Origin of the sequence: Ilyomonas limi (genome assembly GCF_005233845.1) — a bacterium.
In the GTDB taxonomy this organism is placed as follows: domain Bacteria; phylum Bacteroidota; class Bacteroidia; order Chitinophagales; family Chitinophagaceae; genus Ilyomonas; species Ilyomonas limi.
Genome location: NZ_SZQL01000031.1, coordinates 1 through 23,087, shown reverse-complemented (window position 1 = coordinate 23,087; position 23,087 = coordinate 1). Strand labels below are relative to the sequence as shown.

At 40.0% G+C, this 23,087-nt stretch carries 19 protein-coding genes; 12 read left to right on the top strand and 7 right to left on the bottom strand.

The window, feature by feature from the left end; genetic code table 11:
- Positions 1-2 precede the first annotated feature (2 nt).
- The 6 genes from FC093_RS22265 to FC093_RS22240 all read left to right on the top strand — a co-directional run bounded on the left by FC093_RS22265 (position 3) and on the right by FC093_RS22240 (position 6,959).
- Complete coding sequence (locus FC093_RS22265; RefSeq protein ID WP_137264029.1) at positions 3-584, top strand: DUF417 family protein; 582 nt, start codon at positions 3-5, stop codon at positions 582-584.
- Positions 585-842: 258 nt separating this feature from the next.
- Positions 843-980, top strand: coding sequence for a hypothetical protein (locus tag FC093_RS24150; protein ID WP_206106661.1), 138 nt, complete (start codon positions 843-845; stop codon positions 978-980).
- Between the two features lie 72 nt (positions 981-1,052).
- On the top strand, positions 1,053-1,358 hold the full coding sequence (locus tag FC093_RS22255) for a phosphoribosylpyrophosphate synthetase (RefSeq protein WP_137264028.1): 306 nt from the start codon (positions 1,053-1,055) through the stop codon (positions 1,356-1,358).
- Positions 1,359-2,126: 768 nt separating this feature from the next.
- Positions 2,127-2,990 carry a M57 family metalloprotease gene (locus tag FC093_RS22250; RefSeq protein ID WP_137264027.1) on the top strand — a complete coding sequence of 288 codons (864 nt, stop codon included), beginning with the start codon at positions 2,127-2,129 and terminating at the stop codon, positions 2,988-2,990.
- 168 nt (positions 2,991-3,158) lie between these two features.
- A complete protein-coding gene (locus FC093_RS22245) occupies positions 3,159-5,975 on the top strand; it encodes a S8 family peptidase (protein ID WP_170971188.1) in 2,817 nt (938 codons plus the stop codon).
- 618 nt (positions 5,976-6,593) lie between these two features.
- Entirely contained in the window at positions 6,594-6,959 is a 366-nt protein-coding gene (locus FC093_RS22240) for a hypothetical protein (RefSeq protein ID WP_137264025.1), read from the top strand.
- 253 nt (positions 6,960-7,212) lie between these two features.
- On the opposite strand, the gene FC093_RS22235 is transcribed toward FC093_RS22240, so the two are convergent.
- The 5 genes from FC093_RS22235 to FC093_RS22215 form a co-directional block, all read right to left on the bottom strand.
- A complete protein-coding gene (locus tag FC093_RS22235) occupies positions 7,213-7,578 on the bottom strand; it encodes a (R)-mandelonitrile lyase (protein ID WP_137264024.1) in 366 nt (121 codons plus the stop codon).
- Positions 7,579-7,580: 2 nt separating this feature from the next.
- Positions 7,581-8,702, bottom strand: coding sequence for an NAD(P)-dependent alcohol dehydrogenase (locus FC093_RS22230; protein WP_137264023.1), 1,122 nt, complete (start codon positions 8,700-8,702; stop codon positions 7,581-7,583).
- A gap of 104 nt (positions 8,703-8,806) precedes the next feature.
- Positions 8,807-9,016, bottom strand: coding sequence for a hypothetical protein (locus FC093_RS22225; protein WP_137264022.1), 210 nt, complete (start codon positions 9,014-9,016; stop codon positions 8,807-8,809).
- Positions 9,017-9,034: 18 nt separating this feature from the next.
- A complete protein-coding gene (locus FC093_RS22220; protein ID WP_137264021.1) occupies positions 9,035-9,631 on the bottom strand; it encodes a DapH/DapD/GlmU-related protein in 597 nt (198 codons plus the stop codon).
- A gap of 85 nt (positions 9,632-9,716) precedes the next feature.
- A complete protein-coding gene (locus FC093_RS22215) occupies positions 9,717-10,595 on the bottom strand; it encodes a helix-turn-helix domain-containing protein (RefSeq protein ID WP_137264020.1) in 879 nt (292 codons plus the stop codon).
- A 374-nt stretch (positions 10,596-10,969) separates the two neighbouring features.
- Here FC093_RS22215 and FC093_RS22210 point away from each other — a divergent pair, with 374 nt between their 5' ends.
- Entirely contained in the window at positions 10,970-13,423 is a 2,454-nt protein-coding gene (locus tag FC093_RS22210; protein WP_137264019.1) for an outer membrane beta-barrel protein, read from the top strand.
- Here FC093_RS22210 and FC093_RS22205 read toward each other — a convergent pair.
- Positions 13,420-14,274: a helix-turn-helix domain-containing protein gene (locus tag FC093_RS22205; RefSeq protein ID WP_137264018.1), complete on the bottom strand. Its 855-nt coding sequence runs from the start codon at positions 14,272-14,274 to the stop codon at positions 13,420-13,422. The two genes, FC093_RS22210 and FC093_RS22205, sit on opposite strands and share 4 nt — an antisense overlap.
- A gap of 316 nt (positions 14,275-14,590) precedes the next feature.
- Here FC093_RS22205 and FC093_RS22200 point away from each other — a divergent pair, with 316 nt between their 5' ends.
- The 3 genes from FC093_RS22200 to FC093_RS22190 are packed head-to-tail and all read left to right on the top strand — an operon-like array spanning position 14,591 to position 20,052.
- Entirely contained in the window at positions 14,591-17,584 is a 2,994-nt protein-coding gene (locus tag FC093_RS22200) for a SusC/RagA family TonB-linked outer membrane protein (protein WP_206106660.1), read from the top strand.
- A gap of 7 nt (positions 17,585-17,591) precedes the next feature.
- On the top strand, positions 17,592-19,151 hold the full coding sequence (locus tag FC093_RS22195) for a RagB/SusD family nutrient uptake outer membrane protein (protein WP_137264016.1): 1,560 nt from the start codon (positions 17,592-17,594) through the stop codon (positions 19,149-19,151).
- Positions 19,152-19,185: 34 nt separating this feature from the next.
- Positions 19,186-20,052 (top strand): PKD domain-containing protein, encoded by an 867-nt coding sequence (locus FC093_RS22190; RefSeq protein WP_137264015.1) that lies wholly within the window; start codon positions 19,186-19,188, stop codon positions 20,050-20,052.
- 622 nt (positions 20,053-20,674) lie between these two features.
- Here the strand turns inward: FC093_RS22190 and FC093_RS22185 are convergent.
- The gene (locus FC093_RS22185; RefSeq protein ID WP_137264014.1) at positions 20,675-22,129 is read right to left on the bottom strand and encodes a hypothetical protein; all 1,455 of its coding nucleotides are present in this window, start codon (positions 22,127-22,129) and stop codon (positions 20,675-20,677) included.
- 375 nt (positions 22,130-22,504) lie between these two features.
- On the opposite strand from FC093_RS22185, the gene FC093_RS22180 reads away from it, so the two are divergent.
- Positions 22,505-22,756, top strand: coding sequence for a hypothetical protein (locus FC093_RS22180; protein WP_137264013.1), 252 nt, complete (start codon positions 22,505-22,507; stop codon positions 22,754-22,756).
- Between the two features lie 32 nt (positions 22,757-22,788).
- Positions 22,789-22,926, top strand: coding sequence for a DEAD/DEAH box helicase family protein (locus FC093_RS24735; protein WP_137264012.1), 138 nt, complete (start codon positions 22,789-22,791; stop codon positions 22,924-22,926).
- The last annotated feature ends 161 nt before the right edge of the window (positions 22,927-23,087 follow it).

The following is a 23,087-nucleotide window of genomic DNA, read 5'->3' as shown; positions in this document are numbered from 1 at the left end:
ATATGAATAAACTAATTCAAGTATTAGCTAAAAGCCAATCGGCATTTGTGCATCTTACAAGAATTGCCATCTTTATTGTGATGGCATGGATTGGCGGTTTAAAAGCATTTCAATATGAAGCAGATGGCATTGTTCCTTTTGTAGCAAACAGCCCGCTAATGAGTTTTTTTTATACAAAAAAAGCACCTGAATACAACAATTATAAAAATCCGGAAGGCAAAACCGTTCAAAAAAATATTGACTGGCATAAGGAAAACGGTACTTATTTGTTTTCTTATGGTTTAGGGACAGTGATCGTACTTATTGGATTATCAACTTTATTAGGGATTTGGTACTCAAAAATCGGGCTGGTCGGTGGTCTGCTGACTTTTATAATGTCGCTGGTCACGCTATCGTTTTTATTCACAACTCCGGAAGTTTATGTGCTCAATCTCGATGGTGATTTTCCAACGCCGCAGTATGGATTTCCTTATTTATCAGGAGCCGGAAGATTAGTTATTAAGGGTGTTATAATGATGGGAGCCGGACTAATTTGTGCCTCGGATAATGCAAAACGATTGATAAAAAGTAAAGCATTAAAATAACGCCGGATTTAGCATGAGAGTCTTAAAATGGTTTTATCACATTCACGTTAAAAATAACTATTATGATGCCTGGCTGGAATGAATACTAAAACAAATTACCGTTGGCAATGCACAAATCGGCAGGAGTAATCACGAGATACTGAAAAGGATACGGGCACTGAGCAATGCAGGAGCAGTAAATGCCGGAGCTGCGCTGCTATTGCAGTAGAAACAGCAGACATAATTTTAGTAAACGGCCATCTGAAAGACGTGGTTCAAATGGTTAACTTTGAAAGAAAGACCTGCCATAAAATAATACAAAACCTTGCCTGGACTGTTGGTTATAATGTTATTGCTATTCCATTGACAGCGGGTATGTTGTGTGCTTACTTCATGCTTAGCCCGCAATGGGTATAGTATTAATGAGTTTAAGTACGGTGATAGTAGCGATCACTACAAAATTTTTAAAATTAAAATAAGCAAACTTTTATGTACAACTACGATACACTTTCTCAAGCGACAAATACCTTAAAACAAAGAGGGTACACCGAAAATTTAAACCTGAAACCTTTTTGTATTGAATGCCCATCATTGGCTCTGCAGCTTTACCCTGAAGATTTTACCATTGATGAATATTACCGTTTTGAAGGGAACAGCGACCCGGCAGATAATAGTATTGTTTACGCTATTTCAGCAAACGACAATAGTATAAAAGGTGTGCTTGTAGATGCCTACGGCGTATATGCTGAGAATATTACGCCAGAGATGGCTGAAAAGCTAAAAATTGAAAGATGAATTACCGAATTTAGTTCAGGCCGTGAATATGTGAAGTCTCATCAATAGCGGAAAAGTGAATATTATATAGTTCATTTATGATATTTAAAGACAGGCGAGACAATTTTGGTTTTTTTAATACCACCTGCTATTTTCAGGGATGATCCCGACGCCTGTTGCAGGTATGTTGAGGTTACTTCCGGTTGGATCGGAATAAGATGTCAGGGTTCTAAATATCTCTTGTAAAGCGTTTTTCCACTTAAAGAAGCATGTGATTGCATATGACTATAAAAATGCTGCCGCAGACTTGCTCGTTGAATAATTTCCTTAATAAGCTTAAGTAAGGTATAAAAATGCAGCGAGTGTCCTGAAACTTCACAGTTAAGCAGCAGTGAACACGCCTGCAAGACTTACATTCTTAGCCAATGCAAAACCAATCAGGGTATTCTCTTTCTTATGAAACCAGGATAGCTGGTAACTCCTTGCTTCTGTTTTGTCTTCCAGGTTGCCTCAGCAATGCGGCAAACCACAGTATGTTAATACTTCTACTTTGTAAAACTTTATCCTTGCGGGCTTCCTTTTATAGTGAACACCAATAACAGACTGATAATCATACTCCAATCCCATTGCTCATTTTTCCGGAAAATCGGCTATGCAAAAAGCCCGGAAACAACAGGGTCGCAGGTATTCTAAGTAGGTAAAAAAATTATAATTTTTTGCGATCAGTATTCAATATATAACCTATTTTAGGTGTTACAAAATTTAACTAATATTTAAAAAACCATCAAAATGCGTAAGATTATTTATTCTGTAAGCACCGCCATTATTGTTGTTGTTGCAATTACAATCGGCTGCCAAAAATCGGCAAATAACTCAGTAAACAATCCAACTAATGAAGACGTTACCGGCAGTCCTTTAACAGCCAGTGAACAAAGTCTCGTAAAATCAGCAGGTTTTGATCAAACCTGGGCTGAACGGAGACCAGATGGTAATTATCTTATTGAGGGAGATATCCTTTTAACCAAAGCACAACTGCAGTCTATGGCGGGTGTTGCTCCTACAAACAATTTTATTATTGCCAATGAGGAACACTATCGTACAACTGAATTGGTAAATACGAATGGCGGCGTAAGAACAATCACGGTGAGTTTAGGCTCTGGATTCCCAAGTTATTATTCCACCGGTCTTGACATGGCATTAGCTCATTATAACAACTTAAATCTAAACGTCAAATTTAAAAGGGTAAGCAGCGGCGCAGAAATTGCAATCACGGGTTCTAACCTTGGCAGATCGTTCGGTGGTTGTATTTTGGGTCAGTCGGCTGGCTTCCCTACTAACGGAAATCCTGCTCCCGGCTTTAAGCTTAGTACGTCTAAGTGTGCAACAAGCTATATCAACACTGCAGCTAAGGCAGATGAAGTAATGGCGCATGAATTAGGTCACACTATTGGTTTCCGTCATACGGATTATATGAACAGAATTAGCTGTGGCTCAAACAGCAATGAAGGCGACGGAGGTGTTGGTGCTATACACATTGATGGCACTATTGGAACCGTAACTTCGGGCAATTACAATTCCTGGATGATGGCCTGCACCAACGGCGATAATTCTTTCAGCGCTGAAGATAATTATGCTTTGGGTGTTGTTTATTAAAAATACTGTTTACAAAAATCCCTTTCCTTTTACAGGGAAGGGATTTTTTATTGTTACCACCTGCAACGCTTTTCTTCCTGTTTTGCAATTTTGCGTCTTACATTTATTGCGGTACACATGAGTAAACACCACATACGCTATTATATAATCCTGCTTTGTTTTTTAATAATGCAATCGAATACCGATGCACAGGTAAATACAAAAGCATACCGCGACAGCATCTTTAATAAATACGCAGCAAACCCGGTTTACCAGTTTAAAGAGGGACAACCGTACTATGTCGTCGCATGGGATTCTACCATTCCACAAAATATTAACATCGTACGGCAGTTGGGTGAAAGAGTATCCATAGTAGCATTGACGAGCCAGCAGGCATTTTACTCATTACAGCAAGTGCGCATTGCCAAAGCGGGCGATTGGTGGAAATTTTCACCATCGGCAGCATTGCTCCTAAAAAATACCTGCAAAGAACAAACATTTATTATTTCTTCTTACAATACAGATACCTTATTTAACCTGCTGCAAACGCTGAAAAGCGATTTAAAGATCATCTCGGTTAACCGTCCGTCTCATTCTATCGTTGTTAAAGCAACTGGAAATTTTATACAAAAAAAGTTGCTCCCGCTAAAGGAAGTACTATTCATTGATGTGCGGGCGGAGCCACATACGGAGATCAGCGTTATTGGATACGACCGCAGTTTTGATGGACTCAACGCAGTAGATTACTCCATTCCCGGTGCTGATGGGAAAAATATAGTGACCGGGGTGAAGGAACAAAAAATAGATGAAAGCGATCTTGACCTGTATAAACGGGTGCTTCCCTCTCCCATTTCCTCCGCCAACATAACAAATCATGCAACTGTTATTGCTACGCTTATTGGCGGGGCCGGCAACCGGTTTTATGATGGCAGGGGCATTGCCTATGCCTGTCATTTTTTTTCCAGCAGCTTTGAAAATCTTTTTGCAGATGATGCGGCTATATTAAATGCAAACGGAGTAACGCTGCAAAACCATTCATACGGAACCATTATCCAGCAATTTTACGGCGCTGAGGCGGTAAGCTATGACGCAGACGCATGGCAAAACAAAAATTTTGTGCATGTTTTTTCAGCGGGTAATGAGGGTACCTCCATTGCTGTGGATGGTCCCTATGTAAATATTCCCGGCTTTGCAAACCTTACCGGCAATTTTAAAACGGCAAAGAATGTTATTACTGTTGGAGCTATGGATAATAAAGGAAATATTCCCGCACAAAGTTCAGCCGGCCCACTGTACGATGGCCGGCTTGCACCTCAGTTGATAGCCCTTGGACCAGGCGGCACTTCCGATGCTGCTGCTATTGTGAGTGGTACTGTAGCTGTGATGCAACAGGTATATGCAGATAGTAACGCACACGCCATTCCGGCTGCATCGCTCATAAAAGCTGTTCTGTACAATACGGCTGAAGATGTTTATAATACAGGTATTGATTATAAAACCGGTTACGGTTTGCTGAATAGTTATGCAGCTATCCGTTCCATTCAGCAAAAAGAATACAATAGCGGATTTGTAGCAAACGATCAGTATTGGACAAAAAACATAATTGTTCCTGCCAATGCAGCACAACTAAAAATAACCCTTGCATGGACCGACAGTGCTGCAACATTAAACAACAATAAAGCGCTCATTAATGATCTGGACCTCGAGGTACAGGAACTTAATACCAGGGCCATCTATAAGCCCTGGGTGCTAAATACATCGGCAAATGCTAACTCCTTATCTGCACCACCCACAAGGAGAAGAGATTCATTGAATACCTCAGAGCAAGTGAGCATACCATTACCGGCAGCAGGAACTTACCAGGTAAAAGTTATTGGCTCTTCTGTAAGTACGCCCGTATTGCCTTTTCATATAGCCTATCATGTTGATACGCTTAATACGTTTGTCTTCACCAGTCCCCAACATGCATCCGATGTAAACAGGGAGGAAGATCCCTATGTCTTTATCAAATGGAAAACGTTTGTAGCAGATAGCAATCAAACAGGCAATTTATACATCAGTTATAATGGGGGAACAAGCTGGCAACTGCTGCAACAATCGCTGAAACTATATACTAATCAATACCAATGGCTGATAAAAGATACCAATAGCAGGGCTGTATTAAAAATGGAAACATCCTTTGGCAATTTTCTTTCAAAGGAGTTTATTATAAGTCAAGAACTCAGACCATCGGTTGATTTCTTTTGTGCTGATTCTTTCCGGCTTTCATGGAATAAATATGTTTATGCTGATGCATATAAGATTTACACTTTAACAGACAGTCCTTATTTAAAAGATATCCTAACTGTAAGCGACACATTCGTTGTAATAAAACGGTCGCTTCATCCAGAACTGGTGTATGCAGTAGAACCGGTATTGAGTAACAAACTTCCTGCTGCACGAAGTATTGCGCTTAATGTTGCGGCGCAGGGAGTACAATGCTTTTATAAAACGTTTTATTATAATCTGCTTGGCGGCAACAATCTGGAACTGGTGCTGGAATTAGGTGCTCCGGATTATATTGACAGTGTATTCTTTGAGCAGGTAACAGCAAACGGTGAACCGTTGCAAACGTACAGTGGAACAAAAGTAAACAGCAGCAGTATCTATAAACGGTTGATAAGTAGTACACCAACGGGTACCAGCTATTGGAAGGCAAGTATAAAACTGAAAAACGGTGCTGTACTCTACACCGAAATTATTTCAGTGCTCACATCAGGCAAAAAGTATATTTTCTTTTATCCTAATCCCGTTTTAAGATATGGCTCGTTGAAGTATATGTTGCAGCAAGACTTACCATCCGACAGCAAGCTGCAGCTATTTGATATTACTGGTCGTCTTTTGAAGAATTACGAAGAAATGCCTAACAACATTGACTTGCAGACTTTTGCTCCTGGCGTGTTTATTTATAAATTATTCAGCAGTGATAATCATCTGCTGGAAACAGGAAAACTGGTGGTGCAGTAATTGCCGTAAAGATCATTACTTTATTTTCCCCCTGGCGCAATACTGTTTTATAAAATATAAAGACTAAATCTTGTACTGCCTTTTTATTTGGAATGTAGTTTATGGAGATGTTTTATTACTGAAAATTCCTTTTAAGAAAACATCAATTAACCAAATAAGTATAGCAGGATAAAACATTCATTTTTTGAAGTATTTGGAATTAAGACAGGAAAGCCAGTGTGTATTTGAGATATTTAAAACCACAACTACCTAGGCTACGAAAGAGTAATATATTTGAGTGATGATTTTAGTTTAACTAAAACTTCATATGTTCAACTGCTGGCTGTAATATTTTGATAAACCTTACACTACAATCATAACTTGACAGAACAAAATAAGAGTATCAGACGCAATAGCAAGTCAATTATAGTAATTTCAATCGTATTGCTATTATTTATACTTTTTCGTCTTCTACTACATTATGGAGAGTTTGGATTTTTTGAGTTCATTGTATTTGAACTTATTCCCAAGTGGTTGCTTTTTATTTTGCCAGTAGCTTTTCTTGCTTCTCGTATAGCAAAGAAGCGCCCCTTAATGCCTACTCTCTTTGACTTTCTATTGACTCTAACAGGTTTTTACGTGCTCTACTATGTTTTGACTCCTGCTAAGCTTGACAGGATAGACTGGAATACAAACTATAAAAAAAGACAGAAAATCGTTTCTCTTGCAAAGCAGAATAAACTCAATAACATAGGTGGATATCTGTATGCTATTCCAGACAGTTTAGCACTTTCGCCTTCCTGTAAGGGCAAAATGATTTCTATAGAAAAGCAAAAGGACACGCTCATTACAATCACATTCTATACCGACAGAGGGTTAATTGACCACTATTCTGGTTTTGTTTATACCAACGACCCTACTGACATGGAGAACTTTGAAGAAAGGCTGAAAGAAGGCGGAAATGATACTAAAATGGAAAAGAACTGGTACTTTATTCACGAATAAATTATATCCAACAAAGGATTTTCTGCTATACCTGCTGACACTTCGCAGCTTAAACTTGAATCCTTTTTTCTTCTTTTGTTCCGCCTGACTTCTCTCTATTGAATAGCAGTTTGTATCTTCACCTTCCCATTGCTCATCGACTTTTACCGAGGCTAAACGAACACAAAACCGGCACATAGGCAACTGCCGTTAACGGCTAATAGCAGTTGCAGCCAACTTGCTGTTAACGGTTATACTCTCCATCAGTAACCTTTTACATCCAATCCACCACTTTGCCATTCATGTTTTCCTGAATGGCAATATGGGTCATCGCTGTCGTTGGTGTAGCACCGTGCCAATGTTTCTCATCGGGTTCAAACCAAACCACATCACCCGGATGAATTTCTTCAATGGAACCACCTTCGCGTTGAACCAAACCGCAGCCGGCTGTAACGATCAGTGTTTGACCAAGTGGATGTGTGTGCCAGGCTGTTCTTGCGCCGGGTTCAAATGTAACAGCTGATGCTGCTCCGCGCCTGGCGTCATTTGCCTGAAACAATGGGTCAATTCTAACTACGCCGGTAAACCAATCTTCCTGTCCTTTAACAGAAGGTTGCGAGCCAATTCTCGTAATTACCATACCTAATTATTTTTTGCTTGCTCAGCATGTTTATTTTTTAAAGATGCCATATCAATAACAAAGCGGTATTTCACATCGCCTTTTAACAGGCGTTCATACGCTTCGTTGATTTGCTGAATGTTGATCATCTCTATGTCTGAAACAATATTATGTTTGCCACAAAAGTCAAGCATTTCCTGTGTTTCGGCAATGCCACCAATCATTGAACCGGCAAAGCTTCTCCGGTAGGGAATAAGACTGAATGCTGCTACCGGCAGCGGATGCTCCGGTGCGCCTACCAATGCCAGTGAACCATCTACCCTTAACAGGTTTAGATAAGCGTTAATATCATGCTGTGCCGAAACGGCATCCAAAACAAAATGAAGTTTACCGGCATAGCGGTTCATTTGTTCTTCATCTTTTGATAGCACTACATCATCAGCTCCAAGGCGTTTGGCATCTTCAACTTTTGAAGGCGAAGTTGTAAATACAATCACTTCTGCACCCATAGCTTTAGCCAATTTAACTGCCATGTGTCCCAACCCTCCAATACCAACAACACCCACTTTTTTACCGGGACCGACATTCCAATGTTTAAGTGGTGAATACGTGGTGATGCCTGCACACAGCAAAGGGGCAGTAGCTGCCAAATCAAGATTTTCTGGCACCCGTAAAACAAAGGCTTCATCCACCACAATGCTTTCTGAATAGCCACCATAGGTTTGCGTGCCTAAATGTTTATCAGGTGAGTTATACGTTCCGGTATTTCCTTCTTCGCAATATTGCTCCAAACCCTCCTTGCAGTAATCGCACTGACGGCAGCTATCTACCATGCAGCCTACAGCAGCCAAATCGCCTGCTTTAAACTTTGTAACATGATTCCCAACACTAACAACTTTACCTACAATTTCATGCCCCGGCACACAGGGGTAGGTTGTACTATGCCATTCATTTCTTGCTGTGTGGAGATCGGAATGACAAACACCGCAATAGAGTATTTCAATTTCAACATCATGCGGTGTTGGTTTTCTTCTTTGAATGTTTAATTGATTTAAAGGTGCTGTTGCCGCTTCTGTACCGAATGCTTTTACTTTCTTTGCATTAACGGCTTTTACTCCTTCTGCTGTTGCTTTTACTGCTTCCATATTTGATAAAGTTTTTGTTGATCAGTTAAAATGTTTTATCGGTTTCTAATTCTTAGAAATATAATTGCATCAATAACCGTACGATATGCTATTGTTGTGTTCAGCTATTTTAAAATTTGGGTGAAAAATGTGGTCAATTTATCAAACGGGATTACATCGGTTCTGTCGTACAAATCAACATGGACTGCATTTGCATTTGGTGATATTTGTATTATTTCTTCTGTTTTCTTTGATTGTATCTTCTGTTTTGTTTGTGCCTGAGTCTGCGCTGTCAGCAAAAGGAAGAGACTTGCCACCACTGCTATGTTTTTCATTTGCCTAAGAGCTTCTTATCAACTAATTATTTTTATAATTTTTGCAGGAACACCTCCAACAATTGCATTATCCGGAACATCCTTCGAAACAACTGCACCAGCAGCAACAACCGCATTTTCACCAACCGTTACACCGGGGAGTATGGTTGCATTTGCCCCAATCCATGCGTTCTTTTTTATGTGAATAGGTCCTGGCACAAGGGATTGCCTGTTTTCAGGCGATAAGGGATGCCCTTCTGATAGCAGGCTTACTTTTGGAGCTATCAGTACATTATCCTCTATGGTAATGCCACCCAAATCCAGAAAAGTACAGTCAAAATTGATGAATACATTTTTACCGATTTTGGTGTGCCTTCCGTAGTTGATATATAGTGGTGTAAATACAGCCGTACTTTCATCAATTTCGGTAGCGGTAATCCGGCTTAATAAACTCCTTATTTCGGCAGGGTCTGAGGAGTTATTCATCTGAACGAGTAATTTCTTCGTAGCATAAGAAGCCTCGCGCATTTTATAAGATTGCGGGTCGTTTGGCGGTATAGTCTCGCCATTTCTCAATCGTTTAAAAACATCTCTATTATGCCGATTGGAGCAGATTTCTTTTTCAGGCTTGTCCATAATCATTGAGTTTTAAAACACCCCGCAAAGGTAGTTCTATCATTACCCTTACCGGTAAAGATTATCAAACCAATAATTAAGAATTTCAAACTTCCATTTCTCTTAGAGACTTTGGGTTTGTCCCCGTCATTCGCTTGAAGTAATTATTAAAATAGGTAGGATATTCAAAGCCAAGTGCAAAGGCAATGTCAGAAATGTTCCAACATGTATGTTGCAGAAGTGCTTTTGCCTCACTAATAATGCGTTCGCTAATGTGGGCAGTTGTGGGTTTGCCGGTTACCTCCTTTACGGCACGGTTCAGGTAATTAACGTGTACATTCAGACTTCTTGCATAATCCTGCGCAGCTTTTAACTGAAGCGGACGATTGGTGTTTTCAATAGGAAATTGCCTTTCCAAAAGCTCCAGAAATACGGAAGTAATTCGCGATGCAGCATTTTTGTGTTGGTCATAGTTTTCTGAAGGTTGCAATTTCAGCGCCTCGTGAATAATCAGATTGATGTAATTGCGTATGAGGTCGTCTTTATAAGCATAATCCGTCTGTTGCTCATCAATCATCTTTTTGAAAATAGTACTTAAAAATTCCCTTTGTTTGTCCGGTATTTTCAGAATGGGTGTGCCGCCGATCTTAAATAAAGGAGACTGCTGCAGGCTTTCGGAGCGGTCGGATAGCTTTAAGAAGTTTTCCGAAAAGAGGCAAGTGTAGCCTACGTAACTCGTAGAAATTGTCTCCCAGGAATAAGGAATGTGGGGATTGCCAAAAAATAAAACAGTGCCGTCGGTTTCAAAACTCCGGTCAGCATAATGAATAATGCTCTTGCCTGTAGTAAGACAAATCTTGTAAAAGTCCTTCCTGCTGTATATACGTGTTACATTGCTGTCACTTTCTATTTCGAACACGTTGAAGCCCTTCAGCTTTAATTCATTATTGAACGCCGAAAATGCGCGCACCTTCTCTTTTTGCATCAGACAAAGTTAAGAAAATCAAAACATACCACTTTTTAAAAACAAATAGATTTTGATTCGTATAGCTTTAGAACAGATATAATGTAGGTGCAGGTTGAACCGGATACACCGCTAACATTGGTGCCACAAAAGCAGAGCTGAAGATTATAAACATGTTGTTCCATACCACCAGTTTGATCATGTAATCTAAATTTTGAAGGCTGGTCATCACCCCCACCCTTTAAAGTTTCCGGAGAAAATAGTTGATGTAAAAATCCGACACGAGTTATTTCGTACATCCATATTTCCCTCCTTTCATCCCGCTATTGGCAGATTAATCAAATGCCTGCTTTGCAGTCCTCTATTTTATGTGGTGATTTGAGCAAATATTTTATATGAAAGTCTTTTTATGTAGCATTTGCTTAATGTGGTCGTTATATACAACTGCTCAATCTTTGACCAGGGGAACTGTTTCTATCAACATCAATAATCAAAAGCAGGAAGCTATTGACGGTGCAACGGTAGAGCTACTAAAAGCTACAGATTCATCCCTGGTAAAAGCAGCTTTATCAGACAAAAATGGTGTAGCCCTTTTTGATGAGGTTAAAGAAGGCAGCTACCTTATTAGAGTTTTGATGACCAACTATATGCCTGTTTATTCAAAGCCTTTTTCTATAACAGCAGAACAGCCCAGCGTACAACTGTCACCTGTCGCTCTAACTCTTAGTACAAATCAATTGAAAGAGGTGGAAGTAAGTACAAAGAAACCCTTTATACAAAGGCTGAACGACCGTATTGTAGTAAATGTTGAAAGCAGCATAATAAGCGCCGGTAGTTCTGCGATGGAAATATTAGAGCGCTCACCCGGTGTAGCCGTTGATCAGAATGATGTAATCAGCCTGAGAGGAAGACAAGGCGTAATTATTATGATTGATGGTAAAATAACGCCATTATCCGGTGCAGATTTAGCGGGTTATTTACGTGGGCTTCCCTCTAATGCGATTGAGCGCATTGATATCATCACCAATCCTTCTGCCAGGTACGATGCAGCAGGCAACTCGGGTATTATTGATATACGCATGAAGAAAGACCAGCGCATGGGTGCTAACGGAACGTTTACTGCGGGTTATGGTCAGGGTGTTTATCCAAAAGCTAATACCGGACTAACGTTTAATTACCGCAATAAGAAAGTAAATGTATTTGGCAATTATAACTATGGATACCGTAAGAATTTAAATAACCTTATACTAAACCGTAATTTTTATGAAGGCGGTATTTTTAAAGGGAGTGATGATAAGGACAACTATTCCAGAATGCCTGTAGGATCTCATACAGCAAGGCTGGGAGCAGATTTTATTGTAAATAAAAAAACAATCATTGGCTTTGTAGTTAACAGCAACTTTATCCATTTCAGGAGAAATAACGATAACAATTCTGTAGTGTCTGACAGCCTGAAAGCACCATACTATACTTTTAAGACATTAGCTACCAATAACGACCATAATAATAATACCGTAGCTAACATCAACTTCAAACATACTTTTGATAGTACAGGTAAAGAATTAAGCGCAGATGTGGATTATGGTATTTACAACACCGGCTCACTATCTGCTACTGCTACAAAATATTATAATCTGGATGGCAGTAAGTTGCTGCCCGATTACATACTGAATGGCAACCAGGATGGGCAGCTCACTTTCAAAACAGCCAAGGCAGATTATAGTAACCCTACGAAAAAAGGTGCTAAGTGGGAAACAGGTTTTAAAACCAGTTTTGTTTCATCTGATAACGATGTGAAATTCTTCGACAACAGTAGCGGAACACCCATAGACGATGTAAATAAAACGAACCATTTTTTATATAAAGAAAATGATTACGCTGCTTATCTCAATCTTAGTAAAGAATATAAAAAGTGGAACGTGCAACTGGGCTTGCGCGGAGAACATACACATGTTGAAACCCATCAGATAAAAGGAGATATACGCTACGACACCAGTTATTTCCAACTGTTTCCAAGTGGATTTTTTAATTACAAACTAAAAGAGAATCAGACAGTGGGCGTTTCTGTAAGCCGCAGAATAGAAAGGCCTGCTTATTCCAGTTTGAATCCCTTTTTATTCCTGATAGATGTAACTACTTATGCCACCGGAAACTCAGGTTTATTACCGGAACTTACCTGGTCTTACGAACTTAATTATACTGTAAAACAGCTCAACTTTACTTTAGGATACAGCCATACCAAAAACAACCAGAATATAGCCATAGCAAGGTTTAAAGATGTTTTTCCCAACATCCCTTCGGCAGACAATGTAACCGTACAAATTCCTATCAATCTTAACTCATCCGATTATTACGGATTGTCCATTGCTGCGCCGGTGCGTGTTAAGCCATGGTGGAATATGGTGAACAATGCAGACATTTATTACAATCATTTCAACGGCAGTTTAGGCAGTACCACTTTAAGCAATGGCTCGCCTGCAGCAGACCTGCGCACCAACAACAGCTTTACCCTTAAAAAAGGATGGACTGCCGAGCTTAATGGCAGCTTCAGCTCTGGCGGACGCTATGGTTTTATGGTTTCAAAACCGCAGTGGGGAGTATCGGCAGGTGTACAAAAGAACTTATTAAAAAACAAAGCTACCCTGCGCTTGAGTGTAACAGATATATTCTGGACCAACCTTCCAAAGGCTACGATTACCTACGACAATTACATTGAAAACTGGCATGCCTATCGCGAAACACGTGTTGCCAGCTTAAACTTTACTTATCGTTTTGGAAATGCCAAAGTGGCTGCAGCACGGCGCAGAACAACTGCATCGGAAGAGGAAAAAAGAAGAGCCGGTAATTAATAATTGATAATACCGGAACCTTGTAACAATTGAAGCGGAGATTGAACATGAGCCATTTTGTGGTTTTTAATAAACTTTGATATGTATTTATAAAAATGGCTGTAATCGAAATAGCCAAACGCTGCATAGTTAAAGGTGGAAGGCGATTGCACGAATGCGGTAATCGCCTTTCTGATGCGCGTAATTTGCAATGCCTGCTTACTGCTGATGCTGGTAGCTGCCTCAAAGTAACGCTGTAATGTTCTTACGCTGATGTTGTGCATAGCAGCATATTGCTCAACTGATGTGGTGAAGTTGCTGTTGCTATACTGTTTAAGCACATCCGTTACAATATCTACATATTTTAAAGAGCCTTTGTACTGTGTAATCACATCTTCGTAATAAGAAGAGATAATAGCAACTCTTTTATCAAAAGTATTTGCAGTCCTTACCTTATCTGTAATTACTTTATCCAGCAAATAAACCAACGGAAAAATGCTATCTCTGTATTCGTAAAAATTTACCTTCTTCAAAAAGATAATAGGCGATACCTTAAACTTGATACCGAATACTTTATTACCTGCTGTATGTAATGTAAGAATGTTCTTGTATCTGGGGAGAAATATATCCGCTTTTATATCAAATGGTTGTTCATCCAGTTGCATTTTAAAAGGTGTGCCAAGGTTAATCATATACGTATAACCAACATCAGGAAACAGGGCATCTGTAAAGCCATCGGGATACTTTGACCACAGTGCATCAAAATCTGTTTCCCAAAAAAAATCAATGAATGTAGATAAGGCATTTTTTGCTTTACGCCGGTGAAAGTGCTGATAGAAATGATCCCGGTTAAAAAATTCTATGTGTTGCACAGCGTAGTATTATTAATTATTACAGAAGATAAGAAATGATGTTATTTATTGTAGTGAAACTATCCCATTATCAGGAATACTGCAATACAATAAAAGCAATACTTTTCACTTTCTACATCAGATAGTAATCCCTTTTCCTGCAATGTGGAATATCCGGTATTGACATTCATTTACTATGGATTATTCCTGCCTTTTTAGTAGTCGATAATTTTTACTTTATCTCATTACTCACTTCATTTTTGGTTTGTATAAATATTTATACTAATTTACTCGCAGCACCAGCATTAATATAACTTTATAGTTAACTCGCATGCTTATGAAAACACTATTGCTTTTGCCATTTCTCCTGATAACTTTATTGGCTGCGGCCCAAACAAGATCGCTGGAAGGAAACGTTATATCTGCAAGCGATCAGCGTGCTGTAAGCAAAGCTTCCATTACCATACATAATGGAAAATCTTTTATTGCGAATGATAGTGGACAATTTAAAATAGAAGTACCCACAGGTAATATTGTATTAACGGTAAGCTCTATTGGCTTTGCATCGAAAGAAGTTGCCGTTAGCCCCACTGACAATAATATCACCATCGCATTGACCGAAACAAATAAAGACTTAAATGAAGTAGTAGTGGTGGGTTATAATGCCAAAAAGAAAGGGGAATTAACAAGCGCTGTTACAGTGGTGGATGCAGCAAAATTAAAAGACGTTACTACCAACGATGTTGGCAGCATGTTGCAGGGAAAAGTGGCTGGCTTGCAGGTGGTAAATAGTTCGGGTGTACCCGGCGCTGCTGCTGAAATAAGATTGCGTGGTGTTTCCTCTATAAATGCATCACAAACGCCATTGTATGTGGTGGATGGAATCATCGGTGGCAATTTTGATCCGAACGATGTGGAAAGCATCACCGTTTTGAAAGATGCATCTGCCACAGCCATGTATGGCTCACAAGCAAATGCAGGCGTGATTGTGGTGACTACAAAAAAAGCAAAATCGGGCAAAACTGCCATTGAGTTTAAAGCAACAGCAGGTTTTCGCACGCCTGATTTTGGCAAATTAGATATGATGGATGGCAGCCAGTTGTATGACTATCAAAAACAATTCTACCGCGATTATATTCCAACAGATACCGGCAATTCCTACAAGGTAGATCTGTTGAAATTTTATGCAGAAAGACCAACCAGTTTAGATAGTCAAAACCATAATTGGCTCACCACTATTTTCAAACCTGCATTCATACAAAATTATTACGTTTCTATTTCGGGAAAAACAGAAAAAAATGAATATTATTTAGGTGCTTCTTATTATAATGAGAATGGTACTTTCATGAACACCAATTTTCAGCGTGCGAATCTAAGAGCCACATCCACCATACATTTTAATCCAAAAATATCTTTAACCAATAGCATCAATATAAGTGGCGTTACGGGCAAGAGTTATGATTACAATGATATTTATTATGCTTTCTTAAACCTGCCGTGGGATAACCCTTACGACAGCGCCGGCAATGCTGTTTATGTTGATGGAAATTCACCATTTAAATGGTGGAGCAGGGATAAAGTAAATCCTGTGCACACCATCAATCATTCAGATCATCCCTACAAAGGTTTTGATGTGAACTATGATTTGAATTTTAATTATGCGATCACTAATTGGTTAACGCTTTCAAGCACCAACCGTGTGGCAGCAAGCTATAGTAAAAGTTCAAGCTATTATTCAGGAGATGTTGCCGGGCAATATCATGGCACCGGTTACTTGGATGAAAGCAGTATTTTAAGTTACAGTGGCATTTCCAATGACCTTTTAAAATTCAATTTCAAGCTGGGCGATCATCAGCTAAGCGGCCTTGCAGGTATGGCGTTTGAAGGCGGTAAAACAGAAACACTGGGCGGCTCAGGAAGAGGCTTGCCCTTTGGTTTAAAAGTCTTGAATGTAGTGTCCGGCAATTTAAGTGTGAATGGTTATTACGATCAATCTGCATTGATCTCTTATATCTCCCAGGTAAACTACAGTTACAGAAATAAATACTTTGTCTCCGGCTCTTACCGTATTGATGGCTCCACAGCATTTCAAAAAAGCAATCGTTATGGCTCATTCCCGGCAATCTCTGCTGGCTGGCTGGCAAGCAATGAAGACTTCTTAAGAGGAAACAGGATAATAACTTATTTGAAATTGCGCGCAGGTTATGGCGTTACCGGCACGCAGGATATTGGTGCATCGCGCTATCTGGGCCTGTATTCTTTAACCAGTCAATACAATAATCAATCGGCAGCAACGCCTTCACAATTGCCAAGCCCCGGCTTAACCTGGGAAAGTAAATACCAAACCAATATTGGAATGGATGTAGATTTCTTTAAACGCATTTCTTTATCGGTGGATGTGTATAATAATCTCACTAAAAACTTGTTGTTGCAGGTATCGCAGCCGCTGTCAGTCGGCTTTGAAACGAGATGGGAAAACTCCGGCGAGATACAGAATAAAGGCTTGGAAATTGCACTCACCACACAGAACATTCAGAGCAGGAATTTCTCATGGACCACTGATTTCAACATCAGCTTTAACACGAATAAATTAAAAGCTTTACCAGCATCCTTTGTAAAAACAGGCTCCTGGGCTATCTCGCAGATATACCGCAACGGTGGAAACCTATATGAATTTTATATGCCTGTATGGCTGGGTGTTGATCCGCAAACCGGCGCACCACAGTGGCAAAAGATTACAAAGGATGGTAACGGAAATATCACTTCAACAGAAGCAACGTCCACTTATGCCGATGCAACGTTGCAGGAAGTAGGTTCAGCATTACCCAAATACCAGGGTGGCTTCAATAATACATTTACTTATAAAAACATTTCGCTTACCGTAAACACCTATTTTTTATACGGCAACAAAGTGTACAGCAACAATCTGCGCTTTGTAATGAACGATGGAAACGAGCCTTATTATAACCAAATTGTATTGCCTTCGGATTACAGTATCTGGACGAAGCCTGGTGATATAGCTACCAATCCAAGCCCGCAGAATGCCGCCAATTCTACGGAAGTCTCCACCAGATATTTGAAAGACGGAAGCTTTATTTCGATAAGAAACATCACCCTGGGTTACAACCTGGCACAAAGCTTTGCAAAACGCTTAGGCATGGATGGTATTGTCATTTCCGCTTCTGCTGATAATGTATATACATTCACTAAATTCTTAGGGCAAGACCCGCAGACAACTATTCAACAGGATATTTATACAACGCCCGGCGTGAGTGATTTTAAATATCCGAATAACCGCCAATTCCTTTTAAATATCAATTTAAAATTTTAATGCAGCCATGAAGAAATACCTGAATAAATGGACTAATATTTTTATATCATCTGTTGTACTGCGTAATGTTGTTGTTGCAATTGTGGGTGCAATTGCATTAAGTGGTTGCATAAAAGATGTTACGCCCAGCGATGCTATAACAACAGAAACATTGACTTCTACCACAGAAGGCTTGACCAATGCAGTAAATGGCGCTTATGCTTTGTTTAAAGATCACGTGATGTTTAATGGTACAGCAGATGATAACAACATGTACCTGCGCCAGTATTTTCAGTTATCAGATTTTGCAAGTGATGATATTGTGTGCGGACAGGTAACAGAAGATCCGCTATTTTACAGCTTTAGTTTAGCACATTCGCCTACGCAAACAAATACACGGTATTTCTGGTATATTTCTTACAAAATCATCAATGATGCCAACACGGTAATTGCAGCCGTGGAAGCAAATACAACTGATGATGCTACAAGAAAGCAATTACTGGGCGAATGTTATTTCATGCGGGCATTTTGCCATTTTAACCTGGTAAGATTATTTGCAAGACCATACTCGCAGGATAAAGCCGCACCAGGCATTATTTTAAGAACATCCACCTCCGATCCTGCACAAAAAGAGCGATCAACTGTTGAAGAAGTATATACGCAGGTAGTTGCAGATGCACAAAAAGCCGCCGAGCTGATGGACCAATCGCGTGGTGTGATGTATGCAAGCCGGGAAGCTGCCTGGGCTTTGCTATCAAGAGTGTATTTGTATATGGAAGACAATCAAAATGCCGCCGATTATGCCACCAAAGTGATCAGTTCGGGTAAGTTTTCGCTGGCATCTGCAACAGCATTTAAGACAATGTTTGCCGATGCGGTGCAAAGCAGCGAAACCATCTTCTGCGTTGCATTCACAGCAAAGGAAGATTATGGCAAGTTTGGTTCCATTGCATCTATGATCTATTCAGATGGTAATAGTGGCTGGGGCGAAGAATATGCTTCTCCCTCTATTCGCGCGCTGATGAGCGACCATCCTGAAGATGTGCGCTGGAACTATATTGTACCGTTAAAAGATGCAGATGGCAACCTGCAAACGAAGAACGGGATTCCTATTTATTATATTTCTAAATTTTCTTTCCAGGATGGAAGTCCAACATTGAGTTCACCTATTATGTTTCGGCTGGCAGAAATGTATTTGAACCGTGCAGAAGCAGCCGCAAAAACGGGTGATACAAAAGCAGCTTTGGATGATGTGGATGCCATAAGAAAGAATCGCGGATTGGGGGCAAGCTTATATAATGGTGTGGTGCCTAACGGTTCAACTGCCTTGCAGGTAGTGCTGAACGAAAGGCGTATTGAGCTGGCGTTTGAGGGGCATCGTACGTATGATGTGTACCGGAATAAGATGGTAATGGATAGAAGCTATTGGGGATATCATTTGCCGGGTTTAAAAGAAACAGACATTGATCTTTCAAAGGAGCCAACGGGTTATGCAAATGAGATTGTTCAGCCGGATGATCCACGCATTATCTATTACATTCCGATTGATGAAATACAAAGCAATCCTTTGTGTACACAAAATCCATAAACAGTATTAATTATAGCAGGCAAAATCATTCGATATGAAAACAACAAATCTTATTATTTTAATGGTTGCTTTAATGGCTGCTGTTAATTTCAGTTCCTGCAAAAAAGATGTAGCGAAGCCAGAGCCTTTTGTCTTTTATAAAGTAAGTGTGGATGGCGCTACGGTTACATTTACCAATGAATCAAAAGGTGCCGCCAGTTATGAATGGGACTTTGGAGATGGCACCACATCCACCGAAGAGAGTCCGACGCATACTTACCCTGGCAAAGGAAAATACGTTCCTACATTATATGCCACTTCTGCCGATGGCATAAAAGCGGAGGCGTCCACTGTGTTGCATATAGCTAAAATTTCTGCTATTAAACTGGATGATAATACACTTTCAGACTGGGACACGGTTACGCATAATGTGGTTGTTGCCGGTCCAAAATCGGGCAATTTCATTAAAGCAAAATACGATTATGATGCGAATTATGTTTACGTCTATTTTGAACAAAACACAACCGAAGCGGCAGGCAATATTTATGATTTATACATAGATGCAGACAATAACATAACAACCGGGTTATTGACAGGTGAAATTAAAAATGGTGCTTATGAAGTATTGCTGGAGGGAACAATTCTGGGTGGCTGGCTCGATCCCTATTATTTTGCAGGAACCGACCAGGCGGCGTTTAGCTACGATTATCAAAGCATCAATGAGTTTTATAAAGTAGGTGCTGTACAGCAAGATGGTGCTGTACAAAAATTTGAATTTGCTATTAGCAGAAGCAAGATAAGAGGATTAACAGGCAGCGGATTAAAAATTGGTGTGCAGGTGGCAGCTAATGACTGGAGTGCGATCATTGGTTATTCGCCGGACCAGAACAGTGATGCTTTTTATTTGAACATGAGTGAATAATCCGGATTGAGCCTATTAGGCGCGAGTACGTATTTCTCAAAACACAAACAAGGGGCTGCCGGCTAAAGATCAGCTTATGTGTTTTGGAAGCAATAGCCTGCAAGCACGTTCTCTTTCAGTAAAATAACTACTCTTGTTATAGAAGCACACCATTGATCACAGCGGTGGCTGGTACGTTTTGCCGTAGGATTGTAAGACTGTATAGAAGCGTACAGTTCAACCCTGCACAAAGGCAGGGTGAAGATTACAACAGCAAATCAAAAGCTATCCTATCACTTGCCTTTGATTCATCTCCCTTTACCATCTCCCAATAAAGTACCAGATGGCAAGCTTATTAGTTCAGACCAGGGAGAGCTAAAGGGAAAATAAACGGGCTGTCATCATCAGCACTATAGCGCATCGCTTGTTATTTACTACCAAACAGTTCACTTCAAACAAAGCCTTACGCCGGCAAAAGATTAATAAAGGTGCACAGCAGCAACAAGTCCATCGCTGGAACATAAACCCCGGCAACTTAAACAGAAAGCAGCCTCCACTATATATATAATGCAACGGAGCACAGCATTATATTTATTTTCGCTGTATTGCTCTGTGCCCTCGAGTGCTGCTGTGGTTCAGGAAATCAGATAGCAATACTACCCAGCAGCCCGGCTATAACAGCTTCTTTTTCAGGCGCAATAGAATAGGTAAAAATACGCTTGTCCGTTTCTGCTTTTTTACTTTCAATCAGTTTATCACCCGTGTTTTGCCAAAGGCTGTATTTAGCGTTGATGGATTTAAGCACATTGCTACGGTAGTTCTTTTGCGCAGCATAATTAATTTTTGATAAACCCAGCACTGTATTTAACTCCTCGATGGTAGTGGGCACGCCGTTGCGGTAGTTATTAAAAATAAGCTGAATAACCAGCAGTTCTTTTTCACTAAAAAGAACTGCTGGTGCAGCCGCCGGAGTGGCTGTTGCTGTATGCTCTGTTAACGGCTCTGCTGCCATTACTGTTGCCTGTATCGCAGCAGGCTTTTCAGTTGACAGCTTAGTCTTACGAAAACGCTGTTTTCTTTTTTTCCATACAAAAAATAAGAGCAGCAATATGACCATTGTACTCCCGATCCATTCGGTGAAAAAAACAACTGGTGATAGCGGCACCGTATAAACGGCAATGCCCGCATCTGCAAAATCGCGCCTATGTAGTTGGAGAGAGTGCAGCCTGTTTTCGGCAATATTGCCAAAGTACAAGGTAGAATCTATGCAGTAATACAAATTAGTGGTGGGATGCTGTAGCAACACCGGTCGTATTCTGTTTTCAGTTGCCTGCTGCAAATGCAGTAAGCGGTTATTGGCATAATCAATCAGCAGCAGCTTATCGCCAAAGTTTACCAGTTGTCCCCACGGCGTAAAAGCAATATTGCGAATCAATGAAATTTTATCTTTAAAATAATTGTTGAGCATGCCGGCATTATGCCAGTCTTTGGTGTTAAGATCGAGGTAGCGAACAGTATAATCAAAGGAAGCCTCGTTTAAGGTAGAATGCTTCACTGCCTGGTTGCGCACCATAGAGTAGCCGATGTACAGCTTTGCATCTTCCTCGTTGTACCACAACAGACTGTTGTAATTTTCAGGCATCAGCACGGGTATTTCTTCGTTGAGCGGTACAATATCCCACGAGTGTGCCTGCGGAATATACACCCGCAACTGCCCGTTGATGCGCCAGATGCCATAGCCACCAAGCGAATACATAGAGTCGTGATATACAAACGCAAAAGAGCCGAGGTTGTAGCCCGAGTAAAAAGTAGAATCTATGCGCTGCAACTGTATGCCGGTGTCTCTCTCCAATAATTGGTACAGCCTGCCCGAGCCATTGATGAAAAGAAATAATCCATCTTTTGTCTTTAATAACTCCTGCGGAAAACGGTTGTAAGGCGTATCTGCAATGGAAAAAACATTATCGCGCCAGTTGATGGTAACCGGTTGAGCTGTGTGCAGTAATGCTTCTACCGGCAACACATGCTTATCTGCCTGGGCAAAGGCAGCAACCCAACACAAAACAGCCAAACAACAGCACATCCATTTCTTAGTCATAGCAGCAATAAACCATTTTGAGCAAACAGGGTAAATATAAATGGTAAAGCGGAAAAATGGGCATACAAAATCGCATTGCCAGCAAGTAGTTGATTTGCAATGTTCATCCGGTAAACAGATTGGTAATATTGGTAATACACCGGTTTTATTACCAATCTGTTTACCGGTTTTTCACACTCGTGTGAGTGATTTTTTATATTTGGTTTTTCAACCCTGAACCCTCTTTTTAAGCCGAAAGGAATGAGGGGAGATCCAAACTTACATTAATAAAGAACTACTGAAAGGCAGATTATATATTTCTGACTATAATAAATATTATAGTTGTTCATTTAACATAAGTGATACCTGAAACTGTTAGATCAAAACAACCTTCTTATGAGTACCAGGATAGAGCAGCAGGAACCAAAACATACACAATGCCCGTTTTGTAAAAAACATCTGCTACAAAGGCGTTTAGAAATTCATTTTAAAGACGAATGTGAAAAACTTAAACAAAAGAGAGTGAATATATCTGATATCTTTAAAAACGATTTTAAAGCAGAAAATGGGTCAGGCTTAAAAAATATAGAAAGAGATAGAGCGTATTGGAACTCATTTGCAGGATTTTTCAAGAAAGGATTATGCTGAAATATTTAAGTAGCAGGAATAAAATATATTGAATGAATTTACGAGATTACCAACAACAAGCTGTAGATGATGCCCTAAAGGAATTTGAGAAACACGATAGTGTAATGCTTAAAATGTCAACAGGCACAAGTAAAACAGAAGTATTTTGTGAGATCATAAATAAACAGTGACTAATTAAAAGAAAACTTATTCTCGTATTACATCACAGTGTCTTGTCCTGAAATGGCTATACGCAAAATCAGGTGTATATGTCTAAAGAAGTTGAACAATTTAGTGTTCGTCCTAACCGCCTTTCACGGTATGATAAGCGGTTGATTTTAAAGGTTGTAGC

What these genes read in the sequence shown, in the direction of transcription:
- FC093_RS22265 (WP_137264029.1), top strand. Translation starts at nt 3, where the DNA reads ATGAATAAACTAATTCAAGTATTAGCTAAAAGCCAATCGGCATTTGTG.
- FC093_RS24150 (WP_206106661.1), top strand. Translation starts at nt 843, where the DNA reads ATGGTTAACTTTGAAAGAAAGACCTGCCATAAAATAATACAAAACCTT.
- FC093_RS22255 (WP_137264028.1), top strand. Translation starts at nt 1,053, where the DNA reads ATGTACAACTACGATACACTTTCTCAAGCGACAAATACCTTAAAACAA.
- FC093_RS22250 (WP_137264027.1), top strand. Translation starts at nt 2,127, where the DNA reads ATGCGTAAGATTATTTATTCTGTAAGCACCGCCATTATTGTTGTTGTT.
- FC093_RS22245 (WP_170971188.1), top strand. Translation starts at nt 3,159, where the DNA reads ATGCAATCGAATACCGATGCACAGGTAAATACAAAAGCATACCGCGAC.
- FC093_RS22235 (WP_137264024.1), bottom strand. Translation starts at nt 7,578, where the DNA reads ATGGTAATTACGAGAATTGGCTCGCAACCTTCTGTTAAAGGACAGGAA.
- FC093_RS22230 (WP_137264023.1), bottom strand. Translation starts at nt 8,702, where the DNA reads ATGGAAGCAGTAAAAGCAACAGCAGAAGGAGTAAAAGCCGTTAATGCA.
- FC093_RS22225 (WP_137264022.1), bottom strand. Translation starts at nt 9,016, where the DNA reads ATGAAAAACATAGCAGTGGTGGCAAGTCTCTTCCTTTTGCTGACAGCG.
- FC093_RS22220 (WP_137264021.1), bottom strand. Translation starts at nt 9,631, where the DNA reads ATGGACAAGCCTGAAAAAGAAATCTGCTCCAATCGGCATAATAGAGAT.
- FC093_RS22215 (WP_137264020.1), bottom strand. Translation starts at nt 10,595, where the DNA reads ATGCAAAAAGAGAAGGTGCGCGCATTTTCGGCGTTCAATAATGAATTA.
- FC093_RS22210 (WP_137264019.1), top strand. Translation starts at nt 10,970, where the DNA reads ATGAAAGTCTTTTTATGTAGCATTTGCTTAATGTGGTCGTTATATACA.
- FC093_RS22200 (WP_206106660.1), top strand. Translation starts at nt 14,591, where the DNA reads ATGAAAACACTATTGCTTTTGCCATTTCTCCTGATAACTTTATTGGCT.
- FC093_RS22195 (WP_137264016.1), top strand. Translation starts at nt 17,592, where the DNA reads ATGAAGAAATACCTGAATAAATGGACTAATATTTTTATATCATCTGTT.
- FC093_RS22190 (WP_137264015.1), top strand. Translation starts at nt 19,186, where the DNA reads ATGAAAACAACAAATCTTATTATTTTAATGGTTGCTTTAATGGCTGCT.
- FC093_RS22185 (WP_137264014.1), bottom strand. Translation starts at nt 22,129, where the DNA reads ATGACTAAGAAATGGATGTGCTGTTGTTTGGCTGTTTTGTGTTGGGTT.
- FC093_RS22180 (WP_137264013.1), top strand. Translation starts at nt 22,505, where the DNA reads ATGAGTACCAGGATAGAGCAGCAGGAACCAAAACATACACAATGCCCG.
- FC093_RS24735 (WP_137264012.1), top strand. Translation starts at nt 22,789, where the DNA reads ATGAATTTACGAGATTACCAACAACAAGCTGTAGATGATGCCCTAAAG.